18 protein-coding genes are annotated in these 21,928 nt (G+C 41.9%); 11 read left to right on the top strand and 7 right to left on the bottom strand.

The features are described from left to right. Positions 1 to 2: 2 nt before the first annotated feature. Complete coding sequence (locus PP181_RS10655) at positions 3 to 797, bottom strand: SDR family oxidoreductase (RefSeq protein WP_272637085.1); 795 nt, start codon at positions 795 to 797, stop codon at positions 3 to 5. 94 nt (positions 798 to 891) lie between these two features. Here PP181_RS10655 and PP181_RS10660 point away from each other — a divergent pair, with 94 nt between their 5' ends. The 7 genes from PP181_RS10660 (at position 892) to PP181_RS10690 (ending at position 10,236) form a co-directional block, all read left to right on the top strand. Beyond that, positions 892 to 1,944 (top strand): o-succinylbenzoate synthase, encoded by a 1,053-nt coding sequence (locus PP181_RS10660; RefSeq protein WP_272637086.1) that lies wholly within the window; start codon positions 892 to 894, stop codon positions 1,942 to 1,944. Continuing rightward, positions 1,935 to 2,882 (top strand): CPBP family intramembrane glutamic endopeptidase, encoded by a 948-nt coding sequence (locus tag PP181_RS10665; RefSeq protein ID WP_272637087.1) that lies wholly within the window; start codon positions 1,935 to 1,937, stop codon positions 2,880 to 2,882. Before PP181_RS10660 ends, PP181_RS10665 begins: the two co-directional genes overlap by 10 nt. Before the next feature lie 6 nt (positions 2,883 to 2,888). Beyond that, the gene (locus tag PP181_RS10670) at positions 2,889 to 3,965 is read left to right on the top strand and encodes an AMP-binding protein (RefSeq protein WP_272637088.1); all 1,077 of its coding nucleotides are present in this window, start codon (positions 2,889 to 2,891) and stop codon (positions 3,963 to 3,965) included. Positions 3,966 to 3,975: 10 nt separating this feature from the next. Beyond that, entirely contained in the window at positions 3,976 to 5,325 is a 1,350-nt protein-coding gene (locus PP181_RS10675; RefSeq protein WP_272637089.1) for a M24 family metallopeptidase, read from the top strand. A gap of 171 nt (positions 5,326 to 5,496) precedes the next feature. Continuing rightward, on the top strand, positions 5,497 to 7,233 hold the full coding sequence (locus PP181_RS10680; RefSeq protein ID WP_272637090.1) for a carboxypeptidase-like regulatory domain-containing protein: 1,737 nt from the start codon (positions 5,497 to 5,499) through the stop codon (positions 7,231 to 7,233). 86 nt (positions 7,234 to 7,319) lie between these two features. Continuing rightward, positions 7,320 to 9,077: a hypothetical protein gene (locus tag PP181_RS10685; protein ID WP_272637091.1), complete on the top strand. Its 1,758-nt coding sequence runs from the start codon at positions 7,320 to 7,322 to the stop codon at positions 9,075 to 9,077. Positions 9,078 to 9,108: 31 nt separating this feature from the next. Further along, positions 9,109 to 10,236 carry a carboxypeptidase-like regulatory domain-containing protein gene (locus tag PP181_RS10690; RefSeq protein ID WP_272637092.1) on the top strand — a complete coding sequence of 376 codons (1,128 nt, stop codon included), beginning with the start codon at positions 9,109 to 9,111 and terminating at the stop codon, positions 10,234 to 10,236. A 10-nt stretch (positions 10,237 to 10,246) separates the two neighbouring features. Here the strand turns inward: PP181_RS10690 and PP181_RS10695 are convergent, their stop codons facing one another. Further along, positions 10,247 to 11,875 carry an acyl-CoA carboxylase subunit beta gene (locus PP181_RS10695; protein WP_272637208.1) on the bottom strand — a complete coding sequence of 543 codons (1,629 nt, stop codon included), beginning with the start codon at positions 11,873 to 11,875 and terminating at the stop codon, positions 10,247 to 10,249. Between the two features lie 73 nt (positions 11,876 to 11,948). On the opposite strand from PP181_RS10695, the gene PP181_RS10700 reads away from it, so the two are divergent. The 3 genes from PP181_RS10700 (at position 11,949) to ettA (ending at position 15,050) form a co-directional block, all read left to right on the top strand. Beyond that, positions 11,949 to 12,923, top strand: a complete 975-nt coding sequence (locus PP181_RS10700; RefSeq protein WP_272637093.1) for a Gfo/Idh/MocA family protein — start codon at positions 11,949 to 11,951, stop codon at positions 12,921 to 12,923. 78 nt (positions 12,924 to 13,001) lie between these two features. After that, positions 13,002 to 13,178 (top strand): CAL67264 family membrane protein, encoded by a 177-nt coding sequence (locus tag PP181_RS10705; protein WP_240042728.1) that lies wholly within the window; start codon positions 13,002 to 13,004, stop codon positions 13,176 to 13,178. Positions 13,179 to 13,358: 180 nt separating this feature from the next. Continuing rightward, positions 13,359 to 15,050, top strand: coding sequence for an energy-dependent translational throttle protein EttA (ettA, locus tag PP181_RS10710; protein ID WP_272637094.1), 1,692 nt, complete (start codon positions 13,359 to 13,361; stop codon positions 15,048 to 15,050). Between the two features lie 63 nt (positions 15,051 to 15,113). Here the strand turns inward: ettA and PP181_RS10715 are convergent, their stop codons facing one another. The 4 genes from PP181_RS10715 to PP181_RS10730 all read right to left on the bottom strand — a co-directional run bounded on the left by PP181_RS10715 (position 15,114) and on the right by PP181_RS10730 (position 19,268). After that, the gene (locus PP181_RS10715) at positions 15,114 to 16,499 is read right to left on the bottom strand and encodes a M16 family metallopeptidase (protein WP_154919936.1); all 1,386 of its coding nucleotides are present in this window, start codon (positions 16,497 to 16,499) and stop codon (positions 15,114 to 15,116) included. Beyond that, positions 16,499 to 17,905, bottom strand: a complete 1,407-nt coding sequence (locus tag PP181_RS10720) for a M16 family metallopeptidase (RefSeq protein ID WP_272637095.1) — start codon at positions 17,903 to 17,905, stop codon at positions 16,499 to 16,501. Before PP181_RS10720 ends, PP181_RS10715 begins: the two co-directional genes overlap by 1 nt. Before the next feature lie 72 nt (positions 17,906 to 17,977). Further along, positions 17,978 to 18,796, bottom strand: coding sequence for an MBL fold metallo-hydrolase (locus tag PP181_RS10725; protein WP_154919929.1), 819 nt, complete (start codon positions 18,794 to 18,796; stop codon positions 17,978 to 17,980). 13 nt (positions 18,797 to 18,809) lie between these two features. Then, on the bottom strand, positions 18,810 to 19,268 hold the full coding sequence (locus PP181_RS10730; protein ID WP_154919926.1) for a GNAT family N-acetyltransferase: 459 nt from the start codon (positions 19,266 to 19,268) through the stop codon (positions 18,810 to 18,812). A gap of 169 nt (positions 19,269 to 19,437) precedes the next feature. Between PP181_RS10730 and PP181_RS10735 the strand changes: the two genes are divergently transcribed. Beyond that, a complete protein-coding gene (locus PP181_RS10735; protein ID WP_138258354.1) occupies positions 19,438 to 20,325 on the top strand; it encodes a hypothetical protein in 888 nt (295 codons plus the stop codon). 74 nt (positions 20,326 to 20,399) lie between these two features. Here PP181_RS10735 and fumC read toward each other — a convergent pair whose 3' ends face one another. After that, positions 20,400 to 21,797: a class II fumarate hydratase gene (gene fumC, locus PP181_RS10740; RefSeq protein WP_154919924.1), complete on the bottom strand. Its 1,398-nt coding sequence runs from the start codon at positions 21,795 to 21,797 to the stop codon at positions 20,400 to 20,402. Positions 21,798 to 21,928 lie beyond the last annotated feature (131 nt).

Consider the following 21,928-nt stretch of genomic DNA (forward strand, 5'->3'; position numbering starts at 1 on the left):
GATTACCTAACCTTACTATTCAAAACGAGTTTGTGCAATAGTTTTGGGAAAAACTGTTTCAGATATACACCAAATCTTTCTTTTCCACCAATATAGACTTCGAATTTTTTATCAATAATCGCCGCGATTATTTTTTGCGCACATACCGTTGGGGAAATCCCGTTTTTGGTGGCATCATCCTCCGTATTGGAAGAACTTCCATCACCAACCAAAGCATTTTTCGCTACGTTGGTCTGTACGAAACCAGGGCAAATCAATGTTACTAAGATTCCGTCTTTTGCATGTTCCATTCGTAAGGCATCGAAGAAACCATGCAAGGCATGTTTCGCCCCGCAATAACCCGATCGGTAGGGTGAGGAAAATTTGCCCATTAAACTTGTTACGGTGACAAAATGACCCGACTTCTTCTCTGTAAAATGGGGGAGCAAGCATCGGGTTAACTGTATAGCTCCCAGATAGTTGATATTGATTAGGTTCTGATATACTTTAAAGGCGGTGTCTTTTATCAAAGAACGTTGACTGATGCCCCCGTTATTTATCAAAATATCTATTTTGTCGAAGCACGAAATCGCTTTTTTGGGCATGGTTTCCAGTTCGGCCAATTTTGCCAAATCCAACGGGAGAACGGCAACGTTTTCGGGAAATTTGCAATTCTTTTTGACGCGTTCCAGTTCAGTTTCCCTTCGGGCCGATAGGATCGTTTTGGCCCCAAGATCATTCAACTGGTACGCCAACGCTTCCCCAATACCGGAAGAGGCACCCGTAATCCAGACAACTTTATTTTTTATACCGCCCATACAACTTTATTGAAAGTCAAAATATAGCTAAATTTGAAGGATTCGACTAGGATACCTATGGGGTATTTTATGTTGGAAAGTTTCAAGAACCCCCATGAAGGCCACCTTTAAAAAATACGTACTCAATTTTAAGACTCCTAGCGGGACGTCCAGAGGGGTTTTAAGGACCAAGGAGACTTGGTTCGTGGTGCTGGAACACGGGGAAAAAAAGGGAATAGGGGAGTGCGGATTATTTAAGGGCCTCAGTTACGACGATGTTCCGGGCTATGAGGAAAAGTGTAGATGGGTGGAGCGGAACATTCAAATGGGCAAGTCGGCCTTATTGACGGAACTTAGGGATTTTCCCAGTATCCAATTTGGTTTGGAACAAGCTTTTATTTCCTTGGAAAGGAAAAATCCGTTTACCCTTTTTAATACACCATTTCTACTTGAAAATAAACCAATTCCAATCAATGGCCTTATTTGGATGGGTGATGCCGATTACATGAAGGCTCAGATCAGCGAGAAATTGGAACAAGGTTTTTCCTGTATAAAAATGAAAATTGGGGCCATCGATTTTGAGGTCGAATTGGCACTATTGGAAACTATTCGAAAGGATTTTTCTTCCGATGAAATTGAGCTCAGGGTAGACGCCAATGGCGCTTTTACTCCTGACGAGGCCTTAAAGAAACTCGGGGCCCTAGCGGAGTTTCAGTTGCACTCCATTGAGCAACCCATTAAACAGGGAAATTGGAGGGCCATGCGGGAGCTCTGTAAGCGAACCCCGTTGCCCATTGCGTTGGACGAGGAACTGATCGGTATTACTGAGATTTCGAAAAAAAAGGAACTTTTGGACACCATTAAGCCCCAATATATAATTTTAAAACCTAGTTTGGTAGGTGGGTTTGCGGGTAGCCAGGAATGGATAGATTTGGCCGAAAAGGGGGGAATTGGGTGGTGGATCACCAGTGCCTTGGAGAGCAATATTGGATTGAACGCCATTGCGCAATGGACCGCTTCCTTAGAGAACAAAATGCCCCAGGGCTTGGGAACGGGGTCCCTGTTCACTAATAATTTTGAGAGTCCGCTAGTCGTAAAAAATGGCGGATTGTATTACGAAAAACATAAAAATTGGGAAGCAAATTTAATTGAACAAATATGTACATAGAACAGGCGTATAAGGGTTTAAGTGAAAGTTGGAGGTTTATACTGGGGGTGTTTGTGGTATTTGGGGCTTGGCAGATTTTTGGCGGCATTCCTTTACTTGTAGCTCTTATTGCAGCCGATGCAGCAGGGACGCTGGTGACGGGGGATTTGGGAAGTATGTCCGAAGCCTTGGGTTCCAATACCTTTTTGTTTTTGATGTTGCTCACTTTTGCTATTGGATTGGTTTGTTTGTTGGCCTACGTAGCACTGGTACACAAACAGTCGGTTACTTCTTTAACGACTTCCCGAAAGAAAATAGATTGGAGCCGAATTTTTTACGCATTCGGACTTTGGGCATCCATTTCCATAGCATTGATATTTCTCGATATATGGTTGGCACCAGAAGATTATGCCTTTAATTTCAAATTGGTTCCATTTCTAATTTTGACTGCTATTTCAATCATTTTTATTCCGATACAAACCAGTATGGAAGAATATTTTATGCGTGGCTATTTGATGCAGGGACTTGGAATCTTGACCAAAAATAGATGGTTTCCCCTAGTTTTTACCTCGCTACTATTTGGAATGTTACATATCTTCAATCCAGAAGTTGAAAAGCTGGGATACGGTATTCTCGTATTCTATATCGGGACAGGGTTTTTTCTGGGCATTCTTACCCTAATGGATGAAGGTTTGGAATTGGCCCTTGGTTTTCATGCTGCTAATAATTTAACGGCTGCCTTGTTGGTCACCGCGGATTGGACGGCTTTTCAGACAGATTCCGTTTATCGGGATATTTCTAATCCGGTATTGGGATGGGACGTTCTGGTCCCTGTATTTGTAATATTTCCCTTGTTGCTATGGTTGTTTTCAAAAAAATACAAATGGAGGAATTGGAAAGAGCGCTTGACAGGGAAGGTGTTGACACGTGAGGAATTTTTGTCCCAAGAAAATGGGTAGTTTTATATGACCGAGTCCTTGGTACATCCTAATTTTAAGATTAATGGGAAAGCAGTTTCCGGAGATGGACTATGGGAAGTTGCACATAGTTTTATCAAGGAAGGTCATGGTTATCAGGAAAGCGTCGGTCGGTTTCTATTGGATTGGATATCACCATCGGCAAAAATCCATGTAAACACATCGGGTTCCACAGGAAAACCAAAAAAAATAGAGCTCCTAAAAAACCACATGCGAAACAGTGCACTTGCCACAGGGGCGTTTTTCAATTTAAAATCGGGAGATACCTGTTTGTTGTGTTTGTCCTGTGACTATATTGCCGGCAAAATGATGCTCGTACGCGCTATGGTATTGGGGCTGGATATTTATATAGCAGAGCCCACTGCCACACCTTTGCAACAAATTGACCATCTCCAAACATTTCGTTTTTGCGCTATGGTACCCTTACAGGTGCAAGCTTCGCTGGACGCTTTGGAGCGCATAGAGACCTTGATTATTGGGGGTGCGTCGGTATCGAATGCGCTGAAGAAAGAACTGCTTCCCAAGAAAACATGCTGTTTTGAAACCTATGGTATGACGGAAACCATCACGCACGTGGCGGTCAGGGAACTATCGGAAGTATCCAAGAATCCCTTTCGAGCTTTACAAAACGTGCATTTCTCCTTGGATGATAGGGAATGTTTGGTGATAGACGCACCAAAAATCGCTTCGAACAAAATAGTTACCAATGATCGAGTTGTGTTGATATCGGACACTGAATTTCTTTGGTTGGGCCGATATGACAATGTCATAAATTCCGGTGGGGTGAAACTGTTTCCAGAAGCCATAGAGGAGAAATTGAGCACGTATCTGCAAGATGCCTGTATCGTTGCTGGAATTGAGGATGAACGTCTGGGGCAAAAATTGGTATTGGTCATGGAATCGGATTCCACACAAAAAATTGATTTGGACCTTTTCAAGGAAATAAAAATGCTGGCGCCCTACGAACGACCAAAAGAAATCTATTATCTTCCTACTTTTATAAGAACCAAGAACGGGAAAATTCAGAGAGAATTGACCCTTCAAAAAGCAATTAATAATCAATAATCTATTTTTTATGCGAAGCATTTTATTCCTTTTAGTATTCACTTTCGTTATAAGAGTTCAAGCACAATATATCCTGCCAGAAAGAGAACGAGCGACCGTAATCGACGAACTGTTGGATGACCGATTTAACAATCTTTTGCCAAAACTCATGGACGAGGCCAATATTGATATGTGGGTGGTCATCTCAAGGGAATACAATGAGGATCCTGTCCTGCGGACGATGTTGCCCGCCACTTGGCTCAATGCCAGGAGACGAACGATTCTACTGTTCTACAGGGATAAGGCCAACAATAAAATTGAAAAATTTGCGGTAGCCCGATACAACGTGGGGAAAAATATTGAATCGGCTTGGGACAAGGAGACCCAGCCGGACCAATGGAAACGATTGATGGAATTGATTTCGGAACGAAACCCGAAGCAAATAGGTCTTAACTATTCCAAGGACCATAATATTGCGGACGGACTCGACAAGACCGATTATGATGAATTCATGTCTAACCTCCCCAAAAAATACACCTCAAAAGTGGTGTCAGCGGAACAATTGGCCGTACGCTGGATTGAAACTAGAACGGAACGCGAAATGGTCATTTACAATCAGTTGGTGGACATTACCCACGATATCATAGCTGAAGCCTTTTCGGAAAAAGTAATTACCCCGGGTATAACCACGACTTCTGATGTTGTCTGGTGGATGCGCCAAAAGGTTACGGATCTAGGTTTGGAAACATGGTTTCATCCTACGGTGGACGTGCAAAGGAGCAATAACACAGGTGAAAATTCCGAATTTTATTCGTTTTCCAATAAACCGGACGAAATGGTCATCTTGCCCGGAGATTTATTGCATTGTGATTTTGGAATAACATATCTGAGATTAAATACGGATTGTCAGGAATTGGCCTATGTACTAAAACCGGAAGAAAAGCAGGCTCCCGATTTTCTGGTCAATGGTTTAAAGGATGGCAATAGGGTACAGGATTTCCTGACCAAAAATATGATTGCCGGGAGAACCGGAAATGAGATTCTTATGAAATCACTTGCCGAAGCAAAGGCAGCCGGATTAAGACCATCCATTTATACACATCCTTTGGGAATGTATGGACATTCGGCCGGTACAACGATAGGAATGTGGGATGCCCAGGGCGGTGTGATGAAGGATGATGGGGAAAACTATCCCTTGAATCCCAATACAGTGTATGCCATTGAACTCAATACGACCATTACGATTCCAGAATGGAAACGGGACATACGCATCATGTTGGAGGAAGCAGGATTCTATGGAAAGGATGGTTTCAGATATGTTAATGGTAGGCAAACCGAACTTTTACTCATTCCCAGGGTAAAAGGGCATCAAGGGAATTGATGCTACATTACTATTTTCACTGGGCAAAAAAATACAAAGTAGAATATCGATTGATTCAATAGTAATACTATTGATATTGGGATTATTACTGTTAACAATGTGTTAATAGTTAAATCTTTTCATCGGCTGTATTGATTTATTAGTAACTTTTATACACTAAATCAATACATTATGAAAAAATTGCTTCTTTTTTTCTGCATTATTCCATTGATGTCATTTGCGCAACAAGTGGATTCTAAAAATATTAAGGGAATTGTAAAAGATAATTCCGCTCCAATGGCAAACGTTGCCATAACGACATCGGCTACGCAAAACGCGGTGTACACGGATAAGGATGGTAAGTACAGTATAGGAGCTGTTTCAGGTGAGACCTTGACTTTTTCCTATACCGGCATGGAACCGGTGGAAATCATGGTCGAGGATGTAACCCGTATCCTGAATATTACCATGTATCCAAAAATAGAGCAGCTAGAAGAGGTGACGGTCACAAAAAGTGGTCGAAAATCACAAGAAGACTTACAAAAGGAATATGCCACGAACAAACGTTTGATTAAAACGGCTTATGGAATCTTGGATGCGGATAGGGCCCCAGGTCGTATCATGATGCTTAACGAGAATGATATAATGCCTATTGGAATCTGTATCCTGGATGTTGTTAGAAACGAATTTCCAGGTGTTATTGTAAATGGAGACTGTTATAATGGAGGTGACATTATTATTCGGGGTGTGGGGTCTATATCATTTGATGCGGCGGCAATTTATGATATAGATGGGCAAATTTTCACAAACACCCCAATTTGGGTGGACGTGAACAACATCAAGAGGCTGGCCATCCTTAACAATTTCGCTACGGCCACAAAGTATGGCGGACTTGCCTCTGGCGGGGTAGTGGTTATCAACACGGTCTCCGGTACACAGTACCCCAAAACCCTAGTGGACCAGGTCAGGCTACGCAACAACTTTTATGACCACGGAGCTGTTAGCCAGCAAAGTCTTATGAAAAATGCTCCGGAATACCTAAAGGAGCTCCATGCCAGTACGACGGATGATGCAGCGGAAACGGTATTTAGGAACTACCTTTCCAAATATTCCGGGTCGTACTATTTTTTGGTAGATAGTTACCGGTTCTTCATGGAGAGAGGTAATGAAACCTTTGCGGAGACTTTAATCCGGGAGAATTTTGGGCGTTTCAATGATAACTCCGTGGCCCTAAAATCCCTGGCCTATGTCCATGACAGTTTCGATGAATATGGTAAGGCCAATGAGCTATACAAGGAAGTCTTCATATTAAGGCCGCATTATGCGCAGTCTTACCTCGACTTGGCCAATAGCTATAGGCAGATTGGGGACTACCAGAAGGCGGTAGGCCTGCACTCCCGTTATGGTTATCTATTGGAGAACGGCTTCATGAGCGACGAGCGCGGGGAGTTTACGGGTCTTATGGACAGGGAGCTCAACAATCTCATCGCCCTTAAGGGCGGAGATTTGATATCCAAGAAAAACTTAAGGAAGTATGCCCTGGAGGATGATTTTAAGGGAACGCGCCTGGTCTTCGAGTGGGCGGATAGCGAGGCGGAGTTTGACCTCCAGTTCGTGAATCCGGAGAACCAATATTTCAAGTGGCAACATAGCTTGAAGGATAACGCCGACCGCATAAAGGACGAAAAGAAGGTGGGCTACTCCGTTACGGAATACCTGATAGACGATTCCCTGCCCGGTACCTGGAAAGTGAATCTTAACTATTTGGGCAACAAAAGCCTTACGCCTACCTATCTGAAGGCAACGGTCTACCATAATTACGGAAGCGCCTCCCAACGCAAGGAGATCAAGGTGTTCAAGTTGTCGACTAGGGAAGTAAACCAGGAACTGTTCTCCTTGAATATTGCTTCCAGGATTGTATCAAGGTAACATTTGATTTGAACATTAAATAACCTTTTTGAATTACAAATACTATCATAGATGTAAAACATTTGAATAATTTTAAAACTACGGTCATGAAAAACCCTAAGCTTACTACATTATTTCTGTTATTATTGTCCTTTCCATTGGGCTGGGCACAAAACCTTCGGGAAATTTCTGGTAAAGTATCAGATAGTTCGGGCCCTTTGGAAGATGTTAGGATAAGCATTAAGGATAAGGTTGATTCCAAAACATTTTCAAGTTTGGACGGGAGCTATACCATAAAAGCTCAAACTGGCGATATACTCTTATTTACATATGCAGGAATGAAGACCGTTTCTATTCAAATCGAGGATGTTACACGTTTTATTAATCCTATCATGTACCCATATGTGAATCAATTGGATGAGGTAATCGTGGAAAGCAGTAACAGAATATCTGCAAATGTGATGGCCCAAAGATATTTTGAGCGCAGAAATGGTATCCAAAGTGCCTACGGCTTTATAGATGGGGATAGGACCGCAGGAAACATACTTTTTTTGGGGCAAGAAGATATAATGCCGGTAAACCTTGGGTTGGCAAATCTTTTGCAAAACAGGTTTCCAGGAGTTTCAACAGGTATTTTACAAAATCTTGCAAGCGGGGTGCCCGTATTTTTGATGAGAGGAGCCTCAATGACCGCTGCGCCACAGCCTGCGATATTTGATGTTGATGGCCAAGTTTTTACAAATTTTCCCAATTGGCTTGACATAGGAAACATAAAACGTATTGCCATAATTACAAGTTTGTCCATGACCGTTAAATACGGGTCTTTGGGCTCTGGTGGTGTCGTTGTTATCAATACATTTTCGGGACCACCGACCCCTGAATCCCATTCAAAAAAATATTTGGGTAATAGCGAGTTTTATGAGGGGGATGCCGTAGGAATGGACGTCATTCGTAACAATTGGCCAGAATATAAAAAATCATTGTACGCAAGTACATCATTGGGAATGGCAAAATCCTTGTATGGAGAATGGTCACAAAAATATGGTAGTGCACCTTATTTTATTCTAGATGCCCAACACTTTTTTGCAACTGAAATGAATGATCCGGAATTTGCACAACAAATAGTTGAAGAGCATTATTCTGAGTTTCAAAATAATCCTGTTTTATTAAAAGCTTTGGCTTATCAATACGAAGTGCAAGGTGAAAGGAAGAAAGCAAATGACATTTATAAGGAAATTTTCTTGTTAAGACCTCATTATGCACAAAGCTACTTGGATATGGCAAGGAGTTATAGGGATTTGGGCCAATTTAATCAAGCGGCGGCCATTCATGCCAGATACAACTACCTATTGGATGAAGGTTTTATGGAAGCGGATATTCAAAGTGTACAAGAGATTATGTCCACGGAATTCAATAATCTGATATCCATGGAAAATGTTTTGGTAGAGAGACAATTAAACAATGAGTCTAATTTGGAAATACCTCTAATAAAAGGTACTCGGCTGGTATTTGAATGGAACGATGGTGAGGCTGAATTTGAACTGCAATTTGTTGGTCCAGTGGGACAATCCCATGTTTGGAAACATACTTTACGGGACAATGGTGACCTTATAGAAAGGGAGAAAAAATATGGTTTTTCCACCATGGAAGTTACTATAGATGAGGATTTGCCTGGTACTTTGGTGGTGAATGCTAAATATTTAGGAAATAAAAGTTTGACACCAACATACTTGAAGGCAACTATCTACAGTGATTATGGTAGTGATAAGCAGCAAAAGGAAGTAAAACTGTTTCCCCTTCAGTTAAAAGAGGTAAATCAAAAACTATTTAGTTTTTCCAAAGCCATAGGCGTTGCACTAAATTAATTGAAATTTGGATATTATTTGTTCTAAAAAATTGTCCCTTGTACTTTTTTTCGCCCTGTTTTATGCAGGTTTTGCGCAAAGAGATTACAAGGGACAAACGGTTGATGCAAAAACAGGAGAACCCGTTCCTTATGTGAATATTGGTATTTTGGATAAGGGCGTAGGTACCGTATCGGATGAAAATGGGATTTTTCATCTTCCTTTGGAGACTTCAAAATATGGGAATGGGGACTACATCCAAATATCTTGTTTGGGTTATGAAACAATTCGGATACCAGTTTCAAAAATTGAGTTTGAATACAACGAATATCCAAAACAAATCTTGAATCCAGCAGAAATTAGTTTGGATGAGGTTGAGGTAACAAATACTACTTTAGTTCCAATAAAGGAATATATTGGCTATCAAAACAACGGTTCTCCAAGTTTGGGTTATTGGAAGGATAATGTGGCATTGGGAGGGGAATTGGCCACTAAAATTAGAACTTCAAAAGGACCGAGGCAATTGAATTCCCTTGAATTTGAAGTGTGGAGTAATCCATCTGATAGTATCTTAATCCGTATTAACGTATATGATAGTGACGGTCCTTTAGGAAGACCCCTTACTAACCTTAACAAATCCGGTAAGGATATCCTAAAGACACTTATAAAAGGTAGGGGGTTCAATGATGTGGATTTAGAGCCTTATTATATCCATGCGACCGATGACTTTTACATATCGTTGGAACTATTAAAAGTATATGGCGACAGTGAAATTGAATTGGTTTTGGCGGCTGCGGACAGTGATTATGGCTCCTATAGAAAATACACCAGTCAGGACAAGTGGCAAAAGGTAAGCGATGTCAATATGGCCTATTATTTAGAAACATCCCCATATGTTTCCCAAGAAAAGGCGAAGCGATATGAAGTCAAGGTAGAGAAAGCTAGAAGAAAATTACGCATGCTATCCGGTTTTGCGATTCACAATGGGTCCATGCTTGCCGATGTAACCGTTAAAAACCAGCGTACCAGGGAAACTACAGAAACGGATGATTCGGGTAGATATGTCATCCATGCAGAAAAAAAGGATGTCATTATGTTTTCAAAGCAAGGGTATAAAAAAATGGTTTTGGAAGTTGGGGACCAGCAATTTGCCAATGCACTGATGCGTTTAGTTGATTGAAGCTTTACTACTAAACCTGCAACACCCCCATATTAAACGGTTTTTCAATAGGCGCATGATTGGCGGCCTCAATTCCCATGGAAATCCATTTTCGCGTTTCCAATGGATCGATGACCGCATCGGTCCAGAGACGTGAAGCAGCGTAATACGGTGACACCTGATCATCATAGCGCTTCTTTATTTTGTCGAATAGGGCTTTCTCCTTTTTCTCGGTGATTGTTTCGCCTTTCTTTTTTAAGGAGGCCGTTTCAATTTGCAGTAATACCTTTGCTGCCGAATTACCGCTCATTACCGCCAATTCCGCACTGGGCCAGGCTACGATCAATCTGGGGTCGTAAGCTTTTCCGCACATGGCATAATTACCGGCACCGTAGCTGTTTCCAATAACGACCGTAAATTTTGGCACCACCGAATTGCTCACCGCATTCACCATTTTTGCCCCGTCCTTTATAATGCCTCCGTGCTCACTCTTGCTGCCCACCATAAATCCGGTAACATCCTGTAGAAACACCAAGGGTATTTTTTTCTGGTTGCAATTGGCGATAAATCGGGTGGCTTTATCTGCAGAATCGGAATAGATGACGCCCCCAAACTGCATTTCACCCTTTCCGTTTTTCACCACCTTGCGTTGGTTGGCAACGATGCCCACGGCCCACCCGTCGATTCTGGCATAGCCTGTAATAATGGTCTGTCCGTAGCTATCCTTGTAAGGTTCAAATTGAGAATCGTCCACCAATCGCTTGATGATTTCCATCATATCATATTGCTCGGTTCTGGAACCGGGTAGTATTCCATAAATATCTTCAGGGTTTTCTTTTGGTTTTATAGCTTTGGAACGGTTGAATCCGGCCAGTGGAAAATCCCCAATTTTGTCCATGATGTTCCTGATGGTATCCAAGGCATCCTTATCGTCCTTGGATTTGTAATCGGTAACCCCACTAATTTCGCAATGTGTCGTGGCACCCCCAAGGGTTTCGTTATCGATACTTTCCCCAATGGCCGCCTTTACCAAGTAGCTACCGGCTAAAAAAATACTTCCTGTTTTGTCAACAATTAAGGCTTCATCGCTCATGATGGGCAAATACGCGCCACCGGCCACACAGCTGCCCATAACGGCCGATATCTGGGTAATACCCATGCTGCTCATGATAGCATTGTTCCGGAAGATGCGCCCAAAATGTTCTTTATCGGGAAAAATTTCATCCTGCATGGGCAAATAAACCCCTGCGCTATCTACTAAATAAATAATAGGAAGTTTATTCTCTATGGCTATTTCCTGAGCCCGAAGGTTTTTCTTGGCAGTAATGGGAAACCATGCTCCGGCCTTTACCGTTGCATCATTGGCGACCACGATGCATAGTATCTTCTTTATATATCCGATGGTGACTATGACCCCGCCTGACGGGCATCCTCCATGTTCCTCGTACATGCCTTCCCCGGCAAATGCCCCAATTTCAATCTGTTCGGATTTTGGATCTAATAAATAGGCAATTCGCTCTCGAGCGGTTAATTTTCCCTGTTCGTGTTGTTTTGCAATTTTCGCCTTTCCGCCGCCAAGTTGAACCTGGGCAAGCTTTTTCCGTAATTCGGATAATAGGAGTTTATTTTTATCCTCGTTTTGATTGAATTTAAGGTCCATTCTGTCCGTTTTCATTTCTTAGGCTAAAGATAAGGAGTTAAATTTGGGTAAATTGTAAACAAAATATAAAAGTATGGTAAGATGGGGTATTGTAGGTGCCGGTAAAATAGCACATTCGTTTTCAAAGGATTTAGCCTTGGTTTCCGGAGGTAAACTTACAGCTGTAGGTTCTAGAAGTCTTGAAAGGGCTAAGAAATTTGCTGACGAATATGGGGCTCCCCATGTATTTGGGAGTTATGATGCTCTTTTTGAAAGTGATACGGTTGACGTTATATATATCGCTACGCCGCATACGTATCATGCCGAGGTGGCCATCAGTGCAATGGAGGCAGGTAAACATGTACTTTGTGAAAAGCCTATGGGTGTTAACAAGTCGGAAGTAGAGCGAATGATAGAAGCTGCCAAAAAGAACAAGGTATTCTTAATGGAGGCCCTTTGGTCCCGATTCAACCCCACTATAAATGCCGTTAAGGAACTTGTTGACTCAGGTGAGATAGGGGATGTTGGATACCTATATTCAGATTTTGCATTTTATGCCTTAGATCGCGATGAAAAGGGACGATTGCTCAATCCTGAATTGGCCGGCGGTTCTTTATTGGATATAGGCCTATACCCAATTTTTTTAGCATATTTAATGCTTGGAATGCCTGCCGATATCTTGGCGAAAGTTCATTTTCATGAAACGGGTGTAGAAAAACAATGTAGTATGATTTTCGACTATCACAATGCACACGCTATGTTATATAGCGGACTAACTTCCGACTCAGAAATGAAAAGTGAAATTTCAGGAAACAAAGGGTCGGTTTTTATCAATCCAAGGTGGCACGAAGCTACCAGTTACACGTTGGTCAAGGATGGGGAAACAAAGACCTTGGAATTACCTAAAATAGGGAAGGGATATGCACATGAAATCGAAGAAGTACATAAGTGTTTACAAGCCGGCAAGTTGGAAAGCGATTTATGGAGCCATCAAAATAGTTTGGACCTGATTTATTTGATGGATACCATACGACAGAAAACAGACATTAAATTTCCTTTTGAATTATAATAATCAGATTTAAAATTGGAAAGGCATATTAAAAATTACGATATTTGATGTTCGCTTAAAACTTAAGGAAAGATGGGAATGAACAAGAACACTGTGTTGGCATGGGCCACTTTTATCATGATTTTGGTCGGGTTGATTTTAATAGCTCTTGGAGCTTTTCGATATAATGAAGTTGCAGGATGGGGCTTTGCTTCGGTCGGCATAGGATTTTTTGCCATTGCCTGGGTTTTTAATGCCCTAAAAGGAAGGGTTTAGGTTTACAAGTGAAGAGTTAAGAGTTCTGAGTTTTATTTTTTTTGAAAAAAGCAAAAAGCTATTGTATATAACTGTTTTTTCTTTAACCAACAACCAACAACCAACAACCAACAACCAACAACCAACAACCAACAACCAACAACGACTTACTATTCACTAACAACTAACTTATAGATTTTTATGTCTGACGATAAGAAGGTCATTTTCTCAATGTCCGGTGTGACCAAAACGTTCAAAACGGCCAATACTCCTGTTTTAAAGGATATTTACTTGAGTTTCTTTTACGGTGCCAAAATCGGGATTTTGGGACTCAATGGTTCCGGAAAATCCACGTTGCTCAAAATTATCGCCGGTAAGGACAAGAATTTTCAGGGGGATGTGGTCTTTTCCCCAGGTTACAATGTGGGTTATTTGGAACAGGAACCTGAATTGGACGATAACAAAACCGTCTTGGAAGTGGTAAAGGAAGGTGTAGCGGAAACGGTGGCTATTCTGGATGAATATAATAAAATCAACGACATGTTCGGCCTTCCAGAGGTATATGAGGACGCCGATAAAATGCAGAAGTTGATGGACAAGCAGGCGGCACTTCAGGATAAGATAGATGCTTCCAACGCTTGGGAATTGGACACCAAGCTGGAGATTGCCATGGATGCACTCAGAACCCCTGAAGGTGATAAGAAAATAGGGATATTGTCCGGAGGGGAAAGAAGAAGGGTAGCGCTGTGCCGATTGCTGCTTCAGGAACCCGAAATTCTTTTGTTGGATGAGCCTACCAACCATTTGGATGCAGAATCCGTACACTGGTTGGAACATCATTTGGCCCAATACAAGGGTACGGTCATTGCCGTGACCCACGACCGATATTTCTTGGACAATGTGGCCGGTTGGATCTTGGAATTGGATAGGGGGGAAGGTATCCCTTGGAAAGGAAACTATTCCTCTTGGTTGGATCAAAAATCAAAACGCTTGGCCCAAGAAAGCAAAACGGCCTCCAAACGCCAGAAGACCCTGGAACGAGAGTTGGAATGGGTACGACAAGGTGTAAAGGGCAGACAGACCAAACAGAAGGCCCGACTCAATAATTACGATAAGTTGATGAGTCAGGACCAAAAACAACTGGACGAGAAACTAGAAATCTATATTCCCAATGGCCCTCGCTTGGGAACGAATGTGATTGAAGCGAAAGGTGTTAGCAAGGCTTATGGCGACAAACTATTATATGAAGATTTAAACTTTAAGTTACCGCAAGCCGGAATTGTGGGAATCATAGGTCCCAACGGAGCAGGTAAGACCACCATTTTTAGGATGATCATGGGTGAGGAAACCCCTGATAAAGGTGAATTTGTGGTTGGCGATACTGCAAAAATTGCCTACGTGGACCAAAGCCATTCCAATATTGACCCCGAAAAAACTATCTGGCAAAATTTCAGTGACGAGCAGGAATTGATCATGATGGGGGGAAGACAGGTAAATTCCAGGGCCTATTTAAGTCGGTTCAACTTTTCCGGAAGCGAACAGAACAAAAAGGTAAACATGTTGTCCGGTGGGGAACGAAACCGACTCCATTTGGCGATGACCCTCAAAGAGGAAGGAAACGTGCTGTTGTTGGATGAACCTACGAACGATTTGGATGTAAATACCTTAAGGGCCTTGGAAGAAGGTTTGGAGAACTTTGCAGGTTGTGCCGTGGTGATATCCCACGATAGGTGGTTCCTAGACCGTATCTGTACCCACATCCTGGCCTTTGAAGGGAACTCACAAGTTTATTTCTTTGAAGGTTCCTTCTCAGACTATGAGGAAAATAAGAAGAAACGACTTGGTGGTGATTTAATGCCGAAGCGAATTAAGTATAAAAAATTGATTCGGTAGAACCCTCATCGAGGTACCTATTTAAGACCTGTCAGGTTTTCAAAACCTGACAGGTCTATTTTGTTATTGCTTCAACGGTTTTTGAACCGTTTCCATTACTTGGTCCTGTATTTTGGCCTTATCTCCCACGACGATCAAGGTCATATTTTCCGGCTTGATATACTTTTGGGTCATTTCCTGTACCTTTTCAGGGGTAATGGCATGCATGTTCTGAACTTTATTGGTCAAAAAGGACTCGTCAAGATCGTGCGTATCCAAAAATATCAATTGGCCAATGATACCATTGGGGGTTGAGTTCTGAAGTACGTAGATACCGGACTCATAATTAATGATACCATCCAATTCTTCCTGGGTTGGGGGTTCATCCTGCAAGCGTTTGATTTCTTTTTGTATTTCGGCCAAGGAAGCACCTGTGTGTTCGGTAGTTACATCCGCGGATTCGTACCAAACGCCACTCTTGTAATTGGTGTCCAAACTACTATAAGGTGAATACGTATATCCCTTGTCCTCACGGATATTGCTTGTTATCCTGGAAGCAAAGGAACCTCCCAGAATGGAATTGGTAACATCCAATGCCACAAAATCGGCATCCGAAGGGCCAACCGTGGGGAGTCCATAGTATATGGTAGATTGGGGAGCATCGGGTCTGTCAATGATTTTTATCTCATTGGCGGTTACGGGTTCCGCCACGTTGTATTGGGCCTCCGTACCTTTTTTCCAATCGCCCAAGGCACTTTCCACCGCTGTTTTGACTTCATCGGCGTTAAAATTACCGGCCACATAGACCGTAGTCCTCAAGGCACCAAAATGGTTGTCATAAAAGGACTTAATATCGGCAACGGTATAGGAATCTATCAATTCATCCGTTGGATATACCCTTCCGTACGGATGGTTAGGGTAAATTGTAGCGTAAAAGTCCCTGTTTGCCTGTGCCTGGGGTCGGGATAATTGTACCGAAAGGTCCCGTTTCATGTTATCCTTTAACCTGTCCAGTTCACTTTCCGGGAATTTAGGGTTTCGAAGGACATCGGCCATTACTTTTATCGCTTCCGGGGCGAATTCATACAGTACGGAACTGCTTATGGACGAAGTGTGTAACCCAACGCCAATGTTCAGGTTCCCACCCATTCCAGCCATTTCGTCGGCAATTTGCTTGCTCGTTTTCGTGATGCTTCCCTCCTCCAGCAAATCGGCCAAAAGATCGCTCAACCAGACCTGGTTTTCGTTCTCATCGATATTCCCAGTCTTTATACTGAAGCGGATCGTAGCTTTTGGAATAGATCCGTATGGAATCATTACCAATTCTAGTCCGTTGTCAAAGGAAACAATTTCTTTTTTAGGTAAGGTGAAATTTTTAGGTTCGCCTCCTTTTGGGGGCATCTCTTTTTCCTGTGCCCAAACTCCCATGGAGAATGTTAATGCAACAATAAATAAAATGGAACGCTTCATTAGGATTGTGTTTTATCGTTATCTGCCAAAAGGGGATTTACCCTTAGCACGGTTCTATTTGTTTTGGTCAAAAATTCGTCAATGGTTTTCTTGACGATTTCTGGGGTAATTTCCTTAAAGGAATCCTCCAAGGTATTTATCCTTTGAGGGTTGTCATCAAATAATGCAAAGGAAGCAAGTAGGTCTGCACGGCCCAAACCAAAAGTTCCGCCAATGTCATCATAGAGTTGTGACCTGATTTTAACGATGGCCCGATCTATTGTGGGTTGGTCTATGGAATCCTTTAGTCCGTTCATGACTTCATCAATGGACATCAAAATTTCTTCTTCCGATGTATCCGTATCATAGGTAAGGTCGTACATCCAAAGCATGGGACCTTGGTAATTGAACATATTGCCCAAGTAGTTGATGCCGCCGCTCACGTTTGACGTAAACCCTTTTTCCTTTTCCAGTTTTTGGGCCAAAAGGCTGTTGTCTCCCTGAACCAAAATTTGGTCCAAAAGGCCCATGGCAAAATATTCCGGCGAGTTTCTTTCCGGCATATGATAGGCTAGGGCTATGGCCGGTTTATTGGCCAAGGGATCATCCTTTACAAAGGTTTTTTCCTCCGTTTGTTTTGGCTCTGAAATATCTGGTTTTGCTGGTAGATCCGATGCAGGAATATCTCCAAAATATTTTTGAATCCAAGCCTTGGTCTCTTCCATTTCAAAATCACCCACCACGGAAAGTGCCGCATTGTTGGGAGCGTAATAGGTCTTAAAGAAACTCGATACATCTTCTAGATTGGCGGCGTCCAAATCTTCCAGGTCCCCATAAAAGTTGTGTGCATTATACCAATTGGAATTGGCATATTGTGGCATATCCAACCATGGGAATCCGCCATACGGCTGATTTAGAACGTTTACTTTCACCTCGTTTTTTACCACACCTTGTTGGTTGGTCAGGTTTTCCTGGGTGATGTCCAAACCTCGCATTCGGTCCGCTTCTGCCCATAGCATGGTCTCCAATTTATGGGAAGGGACAATTTCAAAGTAGTTGGTAAAGTCAAATCTGGTTGAACCGTTAAGGACGCCTCCGTTTTCCTGAACGAGTTTTATGAATTCCATTTTCCCCAAATTTTTGGAGCCTTGGAACATCATGTGTTCAAAAAGGTGGGCGAATCCGGTCCTATCCTTCGGTTCTATCCGAAACCCGATGTTGTAGTACACCGCCACGATGGCCGTTGGCGAGGTTTTGTCCTGCGAAAGGATTACCTTGAGTCCGTTGTCCAAGGTGTAATATTCTACGGGTACCTTGAATTGTGCCATTTTCTGACTATCGGCATCCTTCTTTTCTTCTTGATTTTGACAACCAAGTATGCAAAGAAATAACACAGGAAGTAGAAACATTCCGAATTTTAATTTCATACAGTTTTATTTTAGGTGATTAAACAATTTTCATTTAGTAAGACTCATTTCTTACTGCGATGTTACATTTTATCAATATTCTTCATTTGGGTACCAATCCAATTGGACCACTTCAATATTGGTATTGCCGGCGTTTACCAGTTCCTTGAATTTTGAAACATCGCTTACATCTGGTCTGCCCCTGTAATGATAAGGGTAAACTTCTGCGGGTTTAAAATCCAAAACGGCCGAGGCGGCATTCTCCACCGTCATCGTATACGGCAGGTTCATACAAACAAAGGCCTTATCTATATTTTGAAGGTTTCGCATTTCAGGAATGTCCTCAGTGTCCCCGGAAAAATAAACGCGTTCATCCCCCAAGGTGAGGACATAACCGTTGCCCCTACCTTTTACATGAAAATCCTTGGCCTCTTCTCGCAAGTTGTACATGGGGATTGCCTCAATTTTTATACCTTCCAGCGCTGCAGTTTCACCGTTATTCAAAATTTTCAACTGTGGATGGAATGCTTCCGGAAGTTGGTCGGCTACGGCTTGCGGGACTACGATGGCAACATTGTCCGTATTCAGTTCCTGTAAGGTTTCCACATTGAGATGGTCGCCATGTATATCGGTTATTAATAGTAGATCAGGCTCATTTTGACCTTCAAAAGCTTTCGCCCCTCCGGTAGGGTCCACATAAATGGTGACACCGTTCCATTCGAGTACCGTTGTGGCGTGTTCAATAGGGACAACCCTTAAATTGTCCAATACTTGGGATGGAGATTGGGGTGGAATGTTTGCTTTGGAATTGTAAGATGGTACAGCATCAACATCTTTACCTTTCTTGTCCTTACAAGAAAACAAAAGGGTTGCCGAAAAAAATAGTATCGTAAGTAAATTTCTCTTTTTCATAATATGATTTTAATTAAAGTAATAGTTCCATTTTTATATCGGATCGTGCATAGGGAGAATTGTTTTCCAGAATCACTTCCCTAAACCCAAACTTTCTGTATATGTGAAGCGCAGGTTTCAGTATGGTGCTGGAATATAGTTCAATACGCTCCCATTGATTACGCTTTCCCAAAGCGATGGCGTGCGCCAACATCTGTTGACCGATTTTTAAACTTTGGTGTTTCACCTCCACCGCCATTTTTCCCAATTCGTAGATTCCTCCCCCCTTTTTTAATAGGGAGTAGCAGCTCACGGGTTTTTGGTTCCAAAGACCGATGAATATGAGTCCTCCTTTATCCAGGATATGTGTCTGACAATCGTTGAGAAGTTCATGATCTTTATCCTCCACATAAAAAAATCGTTCTAGCCATGCCAGATTTAAGTCCCTAAAAACATCCTTGTATTTTGCCTCAAAAGCAATGATTTCCAGCATTATATTTGGAATCCTAGTATCTTTAAATGTATTAAAAGTACATAGTCTTTGAAAACGGATTTAAAATTATTTAACATTAAAAAATCTAAAATCCGCATCCGTACGTATATAGAGTGATACAAACAAACACTTTAGTTGAAAATCAACAAGATTAATTAAATATTACATTATGACCGAAACAAAAAATAACAATGGTTTGAAAGTCCTAGCGGCTTTATTGGGTGTAGTGCTCTTAGGTACTATTATCTACACTGTTAGTCTTTATCAGGATAAGAAAAAGACTGAAACCGTTCTAACCAAGGAGAAGGAATTGGTGGTTGAGGACTTGAATAGCTTAAAATCCGAATACGATAAGGCTATTTTAGAAAGTAACGCTACCAATGAGGAATTGGTTACGGCTAGGGATAATATTGCAAAATATATCGATTCCGTAAAAACAATGAAAGCCGATATTTCCGCTTTGTCAAGATATAGAAGACAAGTGGATGTACTTAAGGCCGAAAGAGAGCAGTTGTTGAAACAAGTGGATTCTTTAACCCGATCCAACACGATGATTGCCATGCAACGTGACAGTACGTATGTTGAGTTAGAAAAACAAACAGTTTTCAATGATTCTTTGGTTGTGCAGAATACGCAACTGGCCGATGCCGTTGCCAAAGGTTCCGCTTTGAATCTTTCAAAATTTAATGTAGATGCCGTAAAAGAGCGTAATAGTGGTAAATTGGTCTCAACGCAAAGAGCCAGGGCTACTGATAAATTTAAGATCTGTTTCACGGTTGCCGATAACGTTATCGCCCAAGCCGGTGATAGGGAATTTTATTTAGAGGTATTGGATCCCCAAGGAAATGTTATGGGCGAAAGTTTCTCCAAGACAAACGATGAAGGTGCTTCCATTACTTACAGTAAGGCTACGGAATTCTATTACGAAAACAAGGCTTTGGATGTTTGTGATTACATTAACAAACCAGCTAGTGATTTCCAAGATGGAAACTATATGGTGAATGTGTATGATGATAAGCTTAAATTATTGGGAACTTCCAAGTTCGCTTTAAAATAATAGAACACTATCCATTACATATATAAAAAGGGCGGTCTTTCGTAGACCGCCCTTTTCATTTTCTACAACAATTTTTATTTAAGACTTCCTACCATATCTTCAGGTTTTACCCATTCATCATATTCTTCGGCGGTTACATAACCTAGATTCACGGCTTCCTCTTTTAAGGTGGTTCCGTTTTTGTGGGCCGTATTCGCTATTTCGGCCGCTTTGTAATATCCTATCTTTGTGTTCAAGGCTGTAACCAACATCAAGGAGTTGTTCAAGAGTTGCTTGATGACACTATGATTCGGCTCAATGCCAGAGGCACAGTGTTCCTCAAAACTTATGCAGGCATCCCCCAATAGTTGGGCGGACTGTAAAATATTCGCCGCCATCATTGGCTTGAATACGTTCAATTCATAATGTCCTTGTGTACCTCCAACCCCAATGGCAACATCGTTGCCCATTACTTGGGCACATACCATGGTCATTGCCTCACATTGTGTAGGGTTTACCTTGCCCGGCATAATAGAACTACCTGGTTCGTTCGCCGGAATGATTATTTCCCCTATTCCCGATCTTGGTCCCGATGCCATCATTCGTATGTCGTTTGCAATTTTGTTCAACGAAACCGCCAATTGCTTCAGTGCCCCATGGCTCTCAACAATGGCGTCGTGTGCGGCCAGGGCCTCAAATTTGTTTTCTGCGGTTTTAAAGGGTAAACTGGTAAAATCTGCAATGTATTTGGCTACTAGTACGTCATAGCCTTCGGGTGTGTTCAGTCCGGTACCAACGGCGGTTCCTCCCAAGGCAAGTTCGCTCAAGTGGTCCAAGGTGTTGTGCAATGCCTTTAGCCCATGGTCCAATTGGGAAACATATCCGGAAAATTCCTGCCCAAGGGTTAGGGGAGTGGCATCCATCAAATGTGTCCGACCAATTTTAACAACATCCTTAAATTCCTTTGCTTTTTTATCCAAGGTATCCCTTAATCGCTTTACTCCGGGAACGGTTACCTCCACGATTTTTTTATACGCCGCAATGTGCATGCCAGTTGGGAAGGTATCGTTTGAAGATTGGGATTTATTGACATCATCGTTGGGTTGAATGGTCTTTTCACCTTCCCCGATGACCTTTCCCGCAATTTCATGGGCCCTGTTGGCAATCACTTCGTTCACGTTCATATTACTTTGGGTGCCAGAACCTGTTTGCCAAATTACCAATGGAAATTGTTCATCATGTTTACCAGCCAAAATTTCATCACAGACTTGGGAAATTAGGTCTCTTTTTGCTTCGGACAATACGCCTAACTCGCAATTGGCATATGCGGCCGACTTTTTCAAATACGCAAAACCGTAAACTATATCCAATGGCATGGATGCCGAAGGTCCAATTTTAAAATTATTACGGGAACGTTCCGTTTGTGCCCCCCAATACTTATCCTTGGGCACTTGTACTTCGCCCATAGTGTCTTTTTCTATTCTGTAATTCATGATGTTAATTATTTTGAATAACAAATTTAGGGGTTTGCCCAATTTTTTGGACTTCAATGCCTATTAAATATTTTTTTAAGTTTGACTTGGAAAATGTATCATTTTCAAAGTATCTTTGGAACATAAAACGA

Origin of the sequence: Maribacter sp. PR66 (genome assembly GCF_028464205.1) — a bacterium.
GTDB classification, from domain to species: domain Bacteria; phylum Bacteroidota; class Bacteroidia; order Flavobacteriales; family Flavobacteriaceae; genus Maribacter; species Maribacter flavus.